This window comes from Bradyrhizobium sp., from assembly GCF_035935975.1.
GTDB lineage: Bacteria > Pseudomonadota > Alphaproteobacteria > Rhizobiales > Xanthobacteraceae > Bradyrhizobium.
The window spans coordinates 1-14,889 of the sequence record NZ_DASYWN010000009.1 but is presented as its reverse complement, the minus strand read 5'-3'; the positions used below and the strand labels follow the sequence as shown (position 1 = coordinate 14,889).

The window sequence follows — 14,889 nt, the reverse complement described above, 5'->3', positions numbered from 1 at the left end:
TTTTCGATTCCGGCTGCTTGCTTGTCTCAGGCGGGACGCTTGCGCACCGCGACCTGATGGCTCTTCAGGATCAGTTCGGCATCAGCGCGGACCGCCCCTCCTTGGAGCCGATCTCCAGCACCCCAGTCGTCGTGTCGCGCATGTCCTCGAACAGCGCGCTCCATTCCATGGTGCGGCCGGCCACGTAGTCGCGCCGAAACTCCTTGCCTGCATAGATGTGCGCATAGGGGTCCTGGGCCCGCGCCAGCTCGACGACCCGCGCGCGAAGCTGCGCCTGCCGGGAGGACTCGCTCATGAAAGGCAGCACCTTGGTTGTGCGACGAGACCCACCATTGTGCCGCCGATCTGACGCTTTATGATCGCCTCCCGAGCAAAGGGACGCAACATGACCACTCCCAACGAGATTTATCCCGCCTTCGTTGACAAACTATCGCACCATGGGAGCCGCCTGGAGCCCGTTCGCGCACCTTCGCATATTCTGGCTGGCGTCGCCGTTGCAGCCACGGTTCTTTCATTCTCCGGAGCGGCCGTCGCGCAATCCGACATCGAAAGACAGGCCCAGTGCGAGCTGTCCGCGATCCGCGACACGCGATCGCCCCTGGCCGTGCAGTACATCCGCTCCGCCTGCAACTGGCTCGTCGTCAACAGCGATTCCCTGCTGAATGAGTCCAGCAAGGGCTATTATGTCTGCCTCGTGCGGCAGCTCTCGGGCGCGCAGAGCAACGAGGCCGCCGCGGCGATCATGTCGGCCTGCCGCGCGTCCAATCCGCTTTGAATCGCGCCTAGGCCGCGTTCAGCGCCTGCGCGAGATCGGCGATCAGATCCGACGGATTCTCGATCCCGATCGACAGCCGGATCGTGGAATCGAGTACGCCGATCTTCCGGCGGATGTCGGCGGGAACGCCGGAATGGGTCATGGTCGCGGGCAGGCTCGCGAGAGACTCCGTTCCGCCAAGGCTCACCGCCAGCTTGAGGATCTGCAGCGCGTTGAGGAATTTCACCGCCGCGTCCTTGCCGCCGACGATGTCGAACGAGAACGTCGATCCGGCGCCGAGGCATTGCCGCGCGAACACGCGCCCCGCCGGCGAAGCCTCATCGTGATGACCGAGATAGTGGACCTTGGCGACCTTGGGATGATCGCGCAGATAAGCCGCGACGAGGCGCGCATTGGCATCGGCCTTTTCCATGCGCAGGCTCAGCGTCTCCAGCGAGCGGTTGATCATCCAGCAGGAATGCGGATCGAGCTGGGTGCCGATGGCGCCGCGCAGCGCCTTGATGCCCTTCACCACCGCCTTCGCGCCGAGCGCGGCGCCCGCGATCAGGTCGGAATGACCGCCGACATATTTGGTGAGCGAATACAGCGAAACATCCGCGCCGTGCTCGATCGGCCGCTGAAACACCGGGCCCAGCAGCGTGTTGTCGCAGGCGATGATCGGCGTGTGTCCCTGGCGCTTGCCGATGGAATCGGCGATGCGGCGGATCATCGCGATGTCGACGAGGCCGTTGGTCGGGTTCGCCGGCGTCTCGATCAGGATCATCGAAACCCGGCCCTTGCCCAGCGCCTCCTCCGCGGCCTGCGCGACCGCCGCTTCATCGATGCCGTCGGCGAATCCGACCGCGCCGATCGACAGGCGCGCCAGCGTGTTGGTCAGCAGGGTTTCCGTCCCGCCATAGAGCGGCTGCGAGTGCAGGATGACATCGCCGGGGCGGACGAACGCCAGGATCGTGGTCGAGATCGCCGCCATGCCGGACGAGAACAAAGCGCAGCTCTCGGTGCGCTCGTAGATCGCGAGCCTGTCCTCGACGATCTCGCTGTTGGGATGATTGAAGCGCGAATAGACCAGGCCCGCGCCCATCCCTTCCGGCGGCTCCCGCCGTCCCGCGACGAAATCGAAGAAGTCCTGCCCGTCCTCGGCGGTCCTGAACACGAAGGTCGAGGTCAGGAACACCGGCGGCTTGATGGCACCTTCCGACAATTGCGGATCATAGCCATAGGTCAGCATCAGGGTTTCCGGATGCAGCATATGGTTGCCGATATGCGTCTTCGAGGGGAACGGTTTTACCATGGCCTGTCTCGCTGCTCCTGATTCAGGTGCTCGCCGCGCATTCGAGCTCCTGACGTCATGAGGCCATCGGGAGCAGGATGCTCAGATCGATGCCGCGGCGGCTGAAGCAAAGATAGCGGCTCCGGCTGCGATCCGTCAGGCCTTGCAAACAGAAATTCGTGCGGCGCTCCGTTGCGACTCGCGGCCGCTGTCGCGCAACTAAAAAAGGCGGCTGCTGTCGCAACCGCCCTTTCGTATCAGCCTGTAGCCCGAAACGTCAGCCGTTCTTCACGCGGAACGTCTCGTGGCAGCCACCACATTCCTTGCCGACCGCGGGAAACGACGCCTTGAGCGAATCCAGATCCTTGATCTTGCCCTTGGCCTCGCCGACGACCTTGGCGAAGCTGGCGACCTTGGCGTCGAAGCCGGCCTTGTCCTCCCAGACCTTCGGCGAGGTCGAGTAGTCGCCCTCGGGCTTCACGCCCTTGGCGCTGGCCGGAAACAGGTTCGGCAGCTTCTTGGCGGTGTCCTCGAACTGCGCCAGCGCGCTGTCCACGGTGGCCTGATCGTAGGGCTTCTCGCCCTTGACCATCGCCGCGACCGCGCCGGCGTTCTTGCCGTTGCCCTTCATGAGGGCCTGGACCTCCTTGACGGAGTCCTGCTGCGCCCAGACGGCACCCACACCGAGCAGCAGCGCGCCCGCAACAACCAACACTCGCTTCATTCGCAAAATCCCTTTCGCTGAGACAGGATCGTGCTGACCCCACCTGAGGCCAACACCGTTAGACAGGTTTCATTCCATCCCGGGCGCGGCGATCGATCGTCGCACCTGGGATGTTCTGGTTCGGCTTGAGCTTACAGGCTGTGACGGCGGTGGTGCTCGTTGATGGCGATCCACACCCGCTCCGGGGTCGCCGGCATGTCGATGTGGTCGATCTTGTATTCGCGCCAGAGCCCGTCGACGATGGCGTTGACGATCGCCGGGCAGGAGCCGATCGCGCCGGCCTCGCCCGCGCCCTTCACCCCCAGCGGATTGGTCTTGCAGGGGATGTTGTTGGTCTCGAACACGAAGGCGGGACCATCGGCCGCGCGCGGCAACGCGTAGTCCATGAAGGTCGCGGTGATGAGCTGGCCGTCGCCCGCACCATAGACCACCTGCTCCATCAGCGCCTGGCCGATGCCCTGCATGGCGCCGCCATGCACCTGGCCGGCCAAAAGCAGCGGATTGAGCGTCTTGCCGAAATCATCGACGATCACGTAATTGACGATCTTGATGATGCCGGTGGCCGGATCGATCTCGACCTCCGCGACGTGGGTGCCGTTGGGATAGGTGCCGTCGGCGCTGGCGAAGGTCGCGCTCGCATTCAGCTTCGACGGATCGGCGCCGGGACGCTTGGCGAGATCGGCGAACGAGATCGAGCGGTCGGTACCGGCAACGCGCACCACGCCTTCCGATATCTCGAGGTCGCCGGCACTGGCTTCCAGCGCCTGCGCCGCGATCTCCTTGAGCTTCTGGCCGAGCTCGCGGGTGGCGCGCTCGACGCTGACGCCGCCCGACGGGATCGAGGCTGAGCCGCCGGTGCCGAGGCCCGTCGCGATCATCGCAGTGTCGCCCTGGTGGATGTGCACGCGCTCCGGCGCGACGCCGAACTGCTCGGCGACGATCTGCGCATAGGCGGTCTGGTGGCCCTGCCCGCTCGACTGCGTGCCGATCAGCACCGTGATGTCGCCGTTGGGGTCCATCCGCACATTGGCGGTCTCCTCACCCATGGTGCCGCAAACCTCGACATAGCTCGCAAGGCCAATACCGCGGATCAGGCCATTCTTCTTGGCCGCCTTGGCGCGCTTGGAAAATTCCTTCCAGTCGGCGATCTCCATCGCGCGCTTGAGATGCGCGGCGAAGTCGCCGGAATCATAGACTTTGCCCGTGGCCGTCTTGTAGGGCAGCGCCTTCGGCTGGATGAAATTCTTGCGACGGATGGCATCCGGCGTCATGTCGAGTTTTCGCGCGCAGGCATCGACAAGGCGCTCGATGACATAGGCCGCCTCAGGGCGGCCCGCGCCGCGATAGGCATCCACCGGCACGCTGTTGGTGAAGATGGTGCGCACCCGGCAGTGGAAGGCCTGGATGTCGTAGAGGCCCGGCAGCATGCCGGCGCCGCCATGCGGGATGTAGGGGCCGAAGGTCGAGAGATAGGCGCCCATGTCGCCCATCAGGTCGCAATCCATCGCGAGGAACTTGCCGTCCTCGGCCAGCGCCATCTTCGCGGTGGTGACGTTGTCGCGGCCCTGCGCGTCACCCATGAAATGCTCGGAGCGGTCGGCCGCCCATTTCACGGCTTTCTTCAGCTTGCGCGCCGCGACCGCCATCAGCGCGTATTCCCGGTACGGAAACAGCTTTGTGCCGAAGCCGCCGCCCACATCGGGGCAGATCACCCGCATCTTCTCGGTCGGGATGTTCAGCACGTTCTGGCACAGGATGTCGCGCAGCCGGTGGCTGCCCTGGCTGCCGACGGTCAGCGTCAGATGGTCGTTCTTGGCGTCGTATTCACAGACCGCGGCGCGCGTCTCCATGAAGCTCGCGACCACGCGCGGATTGACGATGGAGATTTCGGCGACCGCATGGGCTTTCGCGAACGCGGCATCAGTCGCCGCCTTGTCGCCGATCCCAACGTCGAACAGCACGTTGCCGGGCTTGTCCGGCCAGACCTGCGGCGCGCCCTTCTTCACCGCGTTGACGACACCGGTCACCGACGGCAGCGGGCTCCATTTGACGTCGATCGCCTCGATCGCGTCGCGAGCCTGGTCGATGGTCTCGGCGACGACGAAGGCGATGGAATCGCCGACATGCCGAACCTCGTCCTTGGCCAGGATCGGGTAAGGCGGGCCGGTGAAGGGATCTGTCTCCAGGTTGAACAGGCAGGGCAGATTGCCGAGATCCCCAACGTCATCGGCGGTGAGAATCAGCGCGACGCCGGGCAAGCCGCGGGCACGACCGGCATCGATGGTGAATTTGGCATGCGCATGCGGCGAGCGCAGCATCAGGCAGCGCAGGGCAGCCTGCGGCGCATAATCGTCGGTATAGCGGCCCTTGCCGCGGATGAGCGCGTCATCCTCCTTGCGCAGCACGCTTTGGCCAACGCCGAACTTGATGGGAGCCGCCATTTTTCTCGCCCGTCCTATGGTTGTTTTGCCGGCATATTGCCGTGGAAAAAGTGGCAAGGCAAACGGGTTTAGGCGGGCTCGGCGATCGCGGGTGAAGAAAAGCACCGGTCATCCGCCGCAGCGGAATTGCGCGAAAACGCCGAAGTCATAAGTTCGGGAGCGGCCGGGACACAGCGGCAGGCGGCGACTATCGCCACCTGCGCTTCCGAGGCTGGATCAGGGCGCGAGATGCGCCTTGATCTCCGCCGACATCTGGCGAATCGCGGCCTGGGGCTCGGGGTCGCTCTGGATGCCGTTCAGCAGGACGAAGTCGTGGATCATCCCGTTGTAGCGGGTCGCGATCACGGAAACGCCGGCCTCCTTGAGCTTGCGCGCGTAAGCCTCGCCCTCGTCGCGCAGCGGGTCGTTCTCTGCGGTGATGACCATCGCCGGGGGGAGTCCCTTCAATTGCTGCAGGCTGGCGCGTAGCGGCGAGACGTATGGGTTGTTGCGCAGCGATGCATCCGGCGCGTACAAATCCCAGCCGTACTTCATGAAGGCGCGCGCCAGAAACCGTCTGGTGCCGTATTCGTGATAAGATGCGGTGTCAACGCTCGCGTCGGTCGCCGGGATCATCAGGACCTGATAGCTGATCTTGGGACCGGCGCGGTCCTTGGCCATCAGCGTCAATGCCGCGGTCATGTTGCCGCCAACCGAATTGCCGGCGACTGCGATCCGGCTACCGTCCGCGCCGAACTCCTCGGCGTGGCTTGCCACCCACTTCAGCACCGCATAGGACTGATCGAGCTGAGTGGGGAAGCGCGCCTTGGGCAACGAGGTGTATTCGACGAACACCCCGATCTGGCCGGAGTTGACGACAAGGTCTCGCAACAGACGTTGATGGTTCTGGAAATTCCCGACGATCCAGACGCCGCCATGAATGAACAGCAGCACGCCGGGCTTTCCGGTCACGCGCTCGGGCTTCATGATGTAGATTTTCACGGCCTGACCATCCTGGGTGATGGTCTGCTCGGTCGTGCTCACCCCCGACATGTCGACAGCGGTCTTGTTCTGAAGCTCCGTCAGGATCTCCTGCGGCTTGGGCTGGGGGAGCTCCCAGAACGGACTCGGATCCTTGTTGATCTCGCGCAGGAAGGCGCGAACCTGAGGATCGATCCGGGGATCGGTGCTGGCGTCCGGGGCCGCGTCGACGGCTTGGGTCATGAGGATTGCTCCGAGGCTGAAGATTGCAAGTGAAGAGAACAGTTTCATGGTCAACTTTTGCTTGGGGGTAGACACAAACGCAGAGCTAGCCCGCGCGGGCGGGCAGCCGCTTCTGTCAAATGACCAGTCCGATGACGGAACGGCGGTCAGTCCGCGGGGCGGCTGATGCTGGCGAGAACGGGGCGCAGCCCGGACCGCGAGGTGATTCCGGCCTTCGAGAAGATCCGGTGCAGGTGGTACCCGACGGTTCTGTGGGACAGGTACAACCTGGCGCCGATCTCCTTGTTCGAGAGACCTTCGGCGGCGAGTTGAGCGATGTGAAGCTCCTGCGGGGTCAGCGTTTCCCACACCTGCTCGGTTCGTCGGCGGCTGGTTTCGCCTGCAGCACGCAATTCCTCCCGGGCCCGATCGCTCCAGGGCGAAGCGCCGAGCGCGTCGAACATGTCGCGCGCCTCGCGGAGCGGGGCTCTCGCATTGGCAGATCTCCGCTGGCGGCGCAGCCATCCGCCATAGGCCAGGAGAAAGCGGGCGCGCAGGAACGGCCATTTCTTCGCGGACGGCCCAAGACCTTGCAGGAAGAACTGTTCGGCATCTTCCGGCGCCGCGAGGAACGCCTTGCCATATTGCAGCATCGTTCCGACCCATGGCACCGGCGTCGGAGCCGAGGCACGCTCGATCTCATCAAGCACGCGGCTCGCCACCTCCGCATTGCCGGACGAAACGGCGGCCTCCACGAAATCCGCGAGCCCAAAGAACTGAACGCCGAAATTGAACGCGGGGTCGGCTGGCACAAACAGACGTCGCAGATACTCAAAGGCCTCCCAATGACGGCCCGCGCCGATCGCGGATACGCCGCGCGCGATCTGCAACATGGCCAGCAGGAAGCTGGCGCCGATCGACAGGGCCAAGGCCTCCGCCTGCGCCGCATAGGCTTCGGATTGCTCCAGATTGCCCTGCATCCCCGAGAGCCTCGCTTTCAGGATCGTGGCCGCGGCAATCCACGGCAACCCGCCCGTCTCTTCGGCGAGCCGAGCGGATTCCTCGGCCTCCCTCATGGCTCCTCGCCAGTCACCGACTTCCGTTTCCGCCCACCCGTGGGCGAACAGCACCCGGGCGAGATCGCTGAGCCGTCCTTGCGTGCGGAGCGCGGCGCTGGACTCGGCGAGAAAGGTCACGCCGATGTCGAAGGCCCCAACGACATTGGCGGTGCTGCCGAGGATGCTCGCTGCGGTGGGATCGTTGTGCGCAGCTCCGGCGAGCCCCTGGAGCTTGAGGTGCACATCGGCGCCCCGCCGCAGCGGCTCGACGTAAGCGGATATCGCGATCAGGCGAGGATCCGTCTCGGGCAACTCCAGCCGCGCCGCCGCATCGTGAACCCTTGTGCAAAGTTCATCGCTTGCGCTGCTCCACCAGCAGCGTTGCGCGGCTCGCCAAAGAAGATTGCCGGCCAGATCAATCGCGCCAGCGGCGTGGGCTCGCGCGGCGAACCCGACCAGAGCGAGAATCTTCGCGGGATCGCTCACTGCCGGAGGCTGGCTGACCTCGCGACACCAGGCGATCCGGACCAGCGCCAATTGGTTGGATTCGTCGATGTCGGCCTGCCGCAGCAGGCGCTCCATGAGCTCCGGCTGGCCCAGATCGGCGGCGAGTTCGGCCGCCCGCAACAGCCGGTCGCTTCTGGCGTTCGCCGTGCTGCTCAGACGCGCCGCGCCTTCCAGAACCTCGATCGCCATGGCCACGGCGCCTCGCCGCAACGCCCGCGCCGCCATCCGGTCGTATTCGCCAGCGAGCTCGTCGTCAGGTCCGATCGTCGCCGCGGCACGATGCCATAATTGGCGGTCGAGCTGATCGTGAATCACGGCAGCAAGCGCGGCGTGGATTCTTTGACGGGTCGCGGGGTCTGCGGCCTGATGCATGGCCGAGCGAACCAGCGGATGCCGAAACCGCACCTCCATTCCATTGATTTCGATCAGCCCTGCGGCAGCCGCGGGCGCCATGGCATCGATACCCACGTGCTCGCCCAACACCGCTTCGGCGGCGGAAAGGATTTCGTGAAGCGATGTCCCGTCGTTCTCTGCCGTCACGAACAAGAGCAATCGCGCGATATGCGGCAGGTCGGACAAGCGACTGGAGAATGCACGCTCCAGCCGGTCAGTCAGCGGAAGCCACGGCGCGTCTCCAGCGGTTCGTTCTCCACGGGGCAGCTCGACAAGGGCCAGAGGATTGCCCGAGGCTTCCTTTAGGAAGCGGCTGCGCAGTTCCACCGGCAGGCCCGGCGCATTGGCGTCCAGCAAATGCTCGGCGTCGGCCTCGTCAAGCCCCGACAGTCGCAGCCTCCGGGTAGAAGCATCGCCAAACGGACTCTTGAAGTCATCGCGCATGGCGACCACAAGAACGATCGGGTCAGAGCTCAATCGGCGCGAGATGAAGGCCAGCACCTCATAGGTCGCCTGATCCAGCCATTGGGCATCGTCGGCAACAAGCAACAGAGGCTCGCGTATCGCCCTTTCGCTCAGAAGAGACAGCGTCGCCAGCGCAACCAGGAAAATATCGGGCGGCCCCGCGTCATCATGCATGCCAAAAGCAGCGAGCAAGGCCGATCGTTGGCGAGGAACAAGGCCTGCGGCCCCCTTCATCAGCGGGCGCAGGGCCTGTTCAAGTGCGGCAAACGGCAAATGCACTTCGGCGAGGACGCCGGTCATGCTCAGGACGGTGAAGCCGCGTTCACCGGCTTTGTGCCTGGCCACATCGAGGAGCGCAGATTTGCCGATGCCGGGCTCGCCGCTGACCACAAGCGTGGACCCACCCTGCTCGATCCGTTCGATCAGGTGATCGATCAGGGTAATGTCCTGCGCTCGGCCCTGCAAGCTTGGGGACATAAGGGCAGCACCACCGCGCCCTTTCGGCGGCGAAGCTGTCTTTTTCGCCCGTCTGGTCATCGCATAACCGTTGGTGGCACCACACCTTTTCGAACTTGGCCGAGGTCTAACGTTAGCATGTACCGGGAAACAGAGGAGACCCCGTATACGTGATGGCTGCTTCCGGCATCTCCCGTCAACCGCAGCATACCAGACCGGCGTTAACGGCTGAATTTCTTCACCATGAGGCACTGGTCATAAGTGGTATCCCCGATGCGAACGACACGAGGATCCGTGCCGTAGATCTCGAACCCGTTACGCTTGTAGGTCTTGATTGCAGCTGTCGCTGTAAGCAGAACGGCGAGATGCACCTGTTCAACACGTGGCTCGGCATGGGTAATAAGCTCTTTGATGAGCCGATCTCCGACGCCCCGACCTCGATCATTTTCCCTCACATAGACCGTGAAGATATGGCCCCTGTGCTTCGATCTCTTGTTCGTTGACACATAGAAGCCCGCGACCCCGATCAAGCCCCTGCGTCCAAAGGCGCCAAAGACAGCTCCATTCAGCCAATGGCGATAAGCCGCCATAATCGCATCGCCGCCTTCGTCCTCTTCAGGAGACCAGAACGATTGAGGGTGTGTCTGAAGCGCCTCCGCGCGAATTTCGCGGAAAAGATCCAGATCATCGACAGTCAGCCGTCGGATGTCCATGTCCGCCTGGGGAATGACCGCGTTCGACGTCATGATGTCCGCCTCTTCTATTGCCATAGTGTAGGATCGTCGGGCGCAGAAGCGGTCATGCTCGTTCCCAAAGCGCATGCCCGCTGCTGAGGCTCGATCGGTTACATTCCACGACGGCTCCATAGATACATCGTGTTATCTCTCAGCGTATCGATGGCTCGCTGCGGCGTGAGGTAGTCGATCTCGCCGCGCGTGAGGCCGACATCCCTCAGCTCCCTGTCACTCAAATCCTCCAAGGTGAGCCGCGAGCCCTGGCGCCGTTGCCGAAACGCACTCCAATATCGCTTGAGCAGACCGAAGACGCTTTGCGTCGATTCGGTCGCGGGTTCGGCAGTTGCCTTGTCCGGCAACGCGCCCTCCAGCGCGGCAGCAGACGCCTTGAGACGTGCTGCCAACGCCTGGTCGACCGCGCTCTTCGCGGACACGATGGAGAGGTTGAAGCCACGCCTTGCGGCGTCGCCTTCAATCCCGGGTGAGATGTCCGTCAGTTGTGGTGGCATCGTATGCTCCTGCTGTTGTGCCGGCAGGGAGCGTGGCCAAAGAAAAGGCCCCGTCCGATGCCGGCGGGGCCCTTGTGGAAAGATGTCGTCGTCGAATTCCTAGCGCGCGACTCCTCCCACGGCCCAGCCGAAGCGGGTCATGTTGATGCGGTTGAGATGGCGCGACGATTTGATCATGCGGTGCCGATAGCACGGCAAGCGGACAAAATCAAGGGATGTGCAGAGGTCGGTTACACCCTGGAGGCGAGAGCTTCGCCAGCGCCTAGCCGCGCACCAGCGAGACAAGCCAGCGACGGCCGAACAACACGAGGATCGCGAGCGCGTACACGATCGTGCCGCCGACGGCGAGCAGGACCAGCGTCGCTTCATCGTGGAAGCGCATCGCGCCCAGCGCAGAACCGCTGACGCGCGCGATCAGCCAGAAAGCCGCGGCGAGGATGATGCCGGTCAGCAGGAATTTGGCGAGCGACAATAGCCACGCGCGGTCCAGCACGAGAAAGCCGCGTCGCACGGCGAAGAACAGCACCAGCAGCAGATTGGTCCAGACACCAATGGCGGTCGCCAGCGCCAGGCCGATCTGGGCAAGCGATCCCATCAAGGCAACCTTGAGGGCGACGTTGACCGCGATGCCGGTCAGCGAAGCTCGCACCGGCGTCGCCGTATCCTTGCGCGCATAGAAGGTCGCGACCGCGCTGCGGATCAGCACGAAGGGGATCAGGCCGATCGCATAGGCTGACAGCGTGCTGCCTGCGGCAAGCGCATCTGCCTTCGAGAACGCGCCGCGGGCGAACAGCGCGCGCATGATCTCGTCGGGCACGGTGAGGAAGGCCGCGACGAACGGCACCGAGAACAGCAGCGTGAAGTCGAAGGCGCGGCGCTGCGCCCTCATCGCGCCGTCATGGTCGTTGGCCGTGATCCGCCGCGACATCTCCGGCAGCAGCACCGTGCCGATGGCGATGCCGATCACGCCGATCGGCAATTGATTGAGGCGGTCGGCGTAGTACAGCGCCGACAGCGCGCCGGCGGGCAGGAAGGTCGCGATGATGGTGTCGGCGAACAGCGCGACCTGCGTACCCATCGAGCCCAGCGTCGCCGGTCCAAGCGCCTTGAAGAAGCTACGAACGTCTTCGTCGAGCTTCAGCGGGGCAAAGCGCGGCAGGCCGCCATGGCGGGCGAGATCGCCGGCGAGCAGGAAATATTGCAGGAAGCCGGAAATGAGAACGCCCCAGGCCGCGGCGTGGCCGGCGGTCGGAAACCAGGCGGCGAGCGCCAGCGTCATCATCATCGCGACGTTGAGGAAGATCGACGCCGCGGCGGCGCTGGCAAAGCGCTGCATTACATTGAGCATGCCGCCATAGAGCGTCACCAGCGTGATCAGCAGCAGATAGGGAAAGGTGATGCGGGTCAGCTCGATCGCGAGCTTGCGCTGCTCGGCATCCTCGGAGAAGCCCGGCGCCAGGATGCTCATGGCCTGCGGCATGAACAGCCAGGCGACGATCAGCAGCACGATCTGCGAGGCCAGCAGCAGCGTGAAGATGCGGTCGGCGAACAGTTTTGCCGCCCCCTCCCCGCGCTCGCCATGGACATGGGCATAGGCCGGCACCCAGGCGGCGTTGAACGCGCCCTCGGCGAAGATCGCGCGGAAATGGTTGGGCAGCCGCAGCGCCACGAAAAAGGCGTCGGCCACCGGGCCGGCGCCGAGGATCGCCGCGAGCATGATGTCGCGGGCAAATCCCGTCAGCCGCGAAAGCAGCGTGTAACCACCGACCGTGAAAATGCGTCCGAGCATGCGTCCCTTCTAGAGGAAGAGACGGCTCGCTGCAAAATCAGGGCAGATCAGCCCGCCAGCGCGCCGCGGACGGCCGCGATGATTCGCTCCTGGTCGGCTTCGGTCAAATAGGCGTGCATCGGCAGGCTGATGACGTCCTGCGACAGGCTCTCGCAACCCGGCAGGCCGCCGTCCGCGACCGGATACTGCTTGTAGGCGGTCTGCTGATGCATCGACTTGCCGTAATAGATCGCGGTCGGCACGCCCTGGGCCTTCAGCGCGGCAGCAAAGCCGTCGCGGTCGGTGCCTTTGGGCAGACGGATCGTGTACTGCGCCCAGACCGAGGTGTTGCCCGGAGCCAGACGCGGCACGGTGACCACGTTGGACAGGCCGCGCGCGTAGCGCTCGGCGACCTTGTTGCGGGCGGCGATCTCGTCGTCAAAGATCTTCAGTTTCTCGATCAGGATCGCGGCCTGCATGGTGTCGAGCCGGCCGGTCAGGCCGAGGCGGACGTTGTCGTATTTGTCGACGCCCTGCCCGTGCACGCGGATGCTGCGCAGCGTCGCGGCGAGCTCGTCGTCATCGGTGAAGATCGCGCCGCCGTCGCCGAAGCAGCCGAGCGGCTTTGCGGGGAAGAAGCTGGTCGCGGTGGCGAGGCCGAAGGTGCCGAGCTTGCGGCCCTTGTGGCTCGCGCCAAACCCCTGCGCGGCGTCGTCGAGCACGAACAGGCCTTCGGCATTGGCGATCTCGGCGATGGCGTCGTGATCGGCGGGCTGTCCGAACAAGTCGACCGGAATCACCGCAACCGGCTTCAGGCCCGCCTTCTTCGCGGTCGCGATGCCGCGCTTGAGCGAGGCCGGGCTCATGTTGAAGGTCGTCTCGTCGACGTCGACGTAAACAGGCGTCGCGCCGGTCCGCGCCACCGGCGAGGCGGTCGCGATGAAGGTGAAGGACGGACACAGCACGGCATCACCGGGCCCGACATTCTTCGCCATCATCACCATCAGGATCGCGTCGGTGCCGCTGGCGCAGGCGATGACGTGCTTGGCGCCGCTATAGGCCGCAAGCTGCTTCTCAAGCTCGAAGACCTCGGGGCCGTTGACGAACTGGCAATGGTCGAGCACGCGCTTGACGGCGGCATCGAGCGAGTCGCCGAGCCGGCGGCGCTGCGAGGCGACGTCGATGAAGGGAATGGGTTCGGAACGCAGATGCTGGTTCATGGCCTCTTTCTTGGCGCCTTCTTGCGTGGTCGACATGAAAAGGATTTTAGCCGGCGATGCGGCGCGGGCCCTTGAGGGCGGCCGATTTGGCTGCGGGCCGCGACGGTGTTTCGAGGCACTGCGTCGCGATCTCGAGGCTGGCAACACCCTCGTCGCCGGTGACCGCCGGCGTCTCGCCGTTGCGCACCGCCTTGAGGAACGCGATCAGCTCGGCGCGGAGCGGCTCGTCATGGCCGACCGGCAGATGCCGCATCGAGTAGCTGCCGTCAGGCTTGAAGCCGAAGCATTCGGTGACCTGGCGCGTGAGCAGATCGCCCATCACGTATTTGTCGCGGGTCGCGACCGTGACGCTGCGCGCCTTGAACGGCGTCAGCCAGTTGGTGTTGATGTGGGCCAACACGCCGTTGGCGGTGCGGAACTGCAGCAGCGCGATGTCCTCGCGCTCGGCGACCGCGCTCGACAATTGCGGCTGCACCTCGACGATGTCGGATTCGGTGAACCAGCGGATCAAGTCGATGTCGTGCACGGCGAGGTCGATGACGACGCCGACATTGGACATGCGCGGCGGGAACGGACCGACGCGCGTGATCGCGATCGAGAGAATGTCCTCGCCCGCGATCGCCTGCTTGACGGCGGCGACGGCCGGATTGAAGCGCTCGACATGGCCGACCATCAGCGTCACGCCGGCCTTCTGTGCGGCGGCGACGATCTCGCGGCCCTCCTCGACCGTCGAGGCGATCGGCTTCTCGACCAGCACGTGGATGTTCTTGGCGATGCAGGCGAGCGCGACCTCATGATGCAGATGGGTCGGCGCCGCGATGGTGACGGCATCGACGCCGGCGGCGAAGAGCTGGTCGAGCGTCTCGAACCCCTGGCAGCTCGCAAGCTCGATGGTGCGCGTCAGGTGCGCCGGCGACGGATCGACCACGCCGACGAGGGTGACGCCGGGAAGACCGCTCAGCACCCGCGCGTGGTTGCTGCCCATCACGCCCGCGCCAATGACGCCGACGCGCAAGCCGGCCTTTGCCGGTTGTGACCCTTTGGAACTCATCTGAGCAAACCCCGATTCAACGCAAATCCCCGGGCCGCTTCTAGCACGGGTGCCACATTTGTGGCGAATGCCGGCCTGATTGCCCGGACACGATTTGATTCAAAAAGTTACACGTTCTCCGGGCCTTAGGCCGCAGAAAGCGGGCCTTTCAGGCCCGGATCGCGTGATTCGGAGTTTGCTGGTTACGACCTTTGATAGTCGTCTTCAATCCGGATGATGTCGTCTTCCCCGAGATAGGAGCCGGTCTGGACCTCGATCAGCTCCAGCATGATTTTACCGGGGTTCTCCATCCGGTGCACCGCGCCCATCGGGATGTAGATCGACTCGTTCTCATGC

General features: G+C 64.5%; 12 protein-coding genes and 1 pseudogene. 1 reads left to right on the top strand and 12 read right to left on the bottom strand.

The window, feature by feature from the left end:
* Positions 1-70 precede the first annotated feature (70 nt).
* Positions 71-295: a hypothetical protein gene (locus VGR99_RS03270; RefSeq protein ID WP_326896869.1), complete on the bottom strand. Its 225-nt coding sequence runs from the start codon at positions 293-295 to the stop codon at positions 71-73.
* A gap of 90 nt (positions 296-385) precedes the next feature.
* On the opposite strand from VGR99_RS03270, the gene VGR99_RS03265 reads away from it, so the two are divergent.
* Complete coding sequence (locus VGR99_RS03265; protein ID WP_326896868.1) at positions 386-775, top strand: VF_A0006 family four-cysteine protein; 390 nt, start codon at positions 386-388, stop codon at positions 773-775.
* 7 nt (positions 776-782) lie between these two features.
* Here the strand turns inward: VGR99_RS03265 and VGR99_RS03260 are convergent, their stop codons facing one another.
* The 11 genes and pseudogenes from VGR99_RS03260 to cpsB form a co-directional block, all read right to left on the bottom strand.
* On the bottom strand, positions 783-2,066 hold the full coding sequence (locus VGR99_RS03260) for a cystathionine gamma-synthase family protein (protein WP_326896867.1): 1,284 nt from the start codon (positions 2,064-2,066) through the stop codon (positions 783-785).
* Between the two features lie 256 nt (positions 2,067-2,322).
* Positions 2,323-2,769 carry a c-type cytochrome gene (locus tag VGR99_RS03255; RefSeq protein WP_326896866.1) on the bottom strand — a complete coding sequence of 149 codons (447 nt, stop codon included), beginning with the start codon at positions 2,767-2,769 and terminating at the stop codon, positions 2,323-2,325.
* Between the two features lie 131 nt (positions 2,770-2,900).
* The gene (locus VGR99_RS03250; protein WP_326896865.1) at positions 2,901-5,210 is read right to left on the bottom strand and encodes a xanthine dehydrogenase family protein molybdopterin-binding subunit; all 2,310 of its coding nucleotides are present in this window, start codon (positions 5,208-5,210) and stop codon (positions 2,901-2,903) included.
* 216 nt (positions 5,211-5,426) lie between these two features.
* Positions 5,427-6,413: an alpha/beta hydrolase gene (locus tag VGR99_RS03245; RefSeq protein ID WP_326896864.1), complete on the bottom strand. Its 987-nt coding sequence runs from the start codon at positions 6,411-6,413 to the stop codon at positions 5,427-5,429.
* Positions 6,414-6,559: 146 nt separating this feature from the next.
* Positions 6,560-9,292, bottom strand: coding sequence for a helix-turn-helix transcriptional regulator (locus VGR99_RS03240; RefSeq protein ID WP_326896863.1), 2,733 nt, complete (start codon positions 9,290-9,292; stop codon positions 6,560-6,562).
* Positions 9,293-9,492: 200 nt separating this feature from the next.
* Entirely contained in the window at positions 9,493-10,017 is a 525-nt protein-coding gene (locus tag VGR99_RS03235) for an N-acetyltransferase (RefSeq protein WP_326896862.1), read from the bottom strand.
* Positions 10,018-10,115: 98 nt separating this feature from the next.
* Positions 10,116-10,514 carry a DUF1127 domain-containing protein gene (locus VGR99_RS03230; protein ID WP_326896861.1) on the bottom strand — a complete coding sequence of 133 codons (399 nt, stop codon included), beginning with the start codon at positions 10,512-10,514 and terminating at the stop codon, positions 10,116-10,118.
* Positions 10,515-10,776: 262 nt separating this feature from the next.
* Positions 10,777-12,303, bottom strand: coding sequence for a murein biosynthesis integral membrane protein MurJ (gene murJ, locus VGR99_RS03225; protein ID WP_326896860.1), 1,527 nt, complete (start codon positions 12,301-12,303; stop codon positions 10,777-10,779).
* Between the two features lie 47 nt (positions 12,304-12,350).
* A complete protein-coding gene (locus VGR99_RS03220) occupies positions 12,351-13,538 on the bottom strand; it encodes a DegT/DnrJ/EryC1/StrS family aminotransferase (protein WP_326896859.1) in 1,188 nt (395 codons plus the stop codon).
* 10 nt (positions 13,539-13,548) lie between these two features.
* On the bottom strand, positions 13,549-14,553 hold the full coding sequence (locus VGR99_RS03215; RefSeq protein ID WP_326896858.1) for a Gfo/Idh/MocA family oxidoreductase: 1,005 nt from the start codon (positions 14,551-14,553) through the stop codon (positions 13,549-13,551).
* Positions 14,554-14,735: 182 nt separating this feature from the next.
* Positions 14,736-14,889 (bottom strand): annotated as a pseudogene (gene cpsB, locus VGR99_RS03210) (mannose-1-phosphate guanylyltransferase/mannose-6-phosphate isomerase); the annotation flags it as partial.

What these genes read in the sequence shown, in the direction of transcription:
- VGR99_RS03270 (WP_326896869.1), bottom strand. Translation starts at nt 295, where the DNA reads ATGAGCGAGTCCTCCCGGCAGGCGCAGCTTCGCGCGCGGGTCGTCGAG.
- VGR99_RS03265 (WP_326896868.1), top strand. Translation starts at nt 386, where the DNA reads ATGACCACTCCCAACGAGATTTATCCCGCCTTCGTTGACAAACTATCG.
- VGR99_RS03260 (WP_326896867.1), bottom strand. Translation starts at nt 2,066, where the DNA reads ATGGTAAAACCGTTCCCCTCGAAGACGCATATCGGCAACCATATGCTG.
- VGR99_RS03255 (WP_326896866.1), bottom strand. Translation starts at nt 2,769, where the DNA reads ATGAAGCGAGTGTTGGTTGTTGCGGGCGCGCTGCTGCTCGGTGTGGGT.
- VGR99_RS03250 (WP_326896865.1), bottom strand. Translation starts at nt 5,210, where the DNA reads ATGGCGGCTCCCATCAAGTTCGGCGTTGGCCAAAGCGTGCTGCGCAAG.
- VGR99_RS03245 (WP_326896864.1), bottom strand. Translation starts at nt 6,413, where the DNA reads ATGACCCAAGCCGTCGACGCGGCCCCGGACGCCAGCACCGATCCCCGG.
- VGR99_RS03240 (WP_326896863.1), bottom strand. Translation starts at nt 9,292, where the DNA reads ATGTCCCCAAGCTTGCAGGGCCGAGCGCAGGACATTACCCTGATCGAT.
- VGR99_RS03235 (WP_326896862.1), bottom strand. Translation starts at nt 10,017, where the DNA reads ATGACGTCGAACGCGGTCATTCCCCAGGCGGACATGGACATCCGACGG.
- VGR99_RS03230 (WP_326896861.1), bottom strand. Translation starts at nt 10,514, where the DNA reads ATGCCACCACAACTGACGGACATCTCACCCGGGATTGAAGGCGACGCC.
- murJ (WP_326896860.1), bottom strand. Translation starts at nt 12,303, where the DNA reads ATGCTCGGACGCATTTTCACGGTCGGTGGTTACACGCTGCTTTCGCGG.
- VGR99_RS03220 (WP_326896859.1), bottom strand. Translation starts at nt 13,538, where the DNA reads ATGTCGACCACGCAAGAAGGCGCCAAGAAAGAGGCCATGAACCAGCAT.
- VGR99_RS03215 (WP_326896858.1), bottom strand. Translation starts at nt 14,553, where the DNA reads ATGAGTTCCAAAGGGTCACAACCGGCAAAGGCCGGCTTGCGCGTCGGC.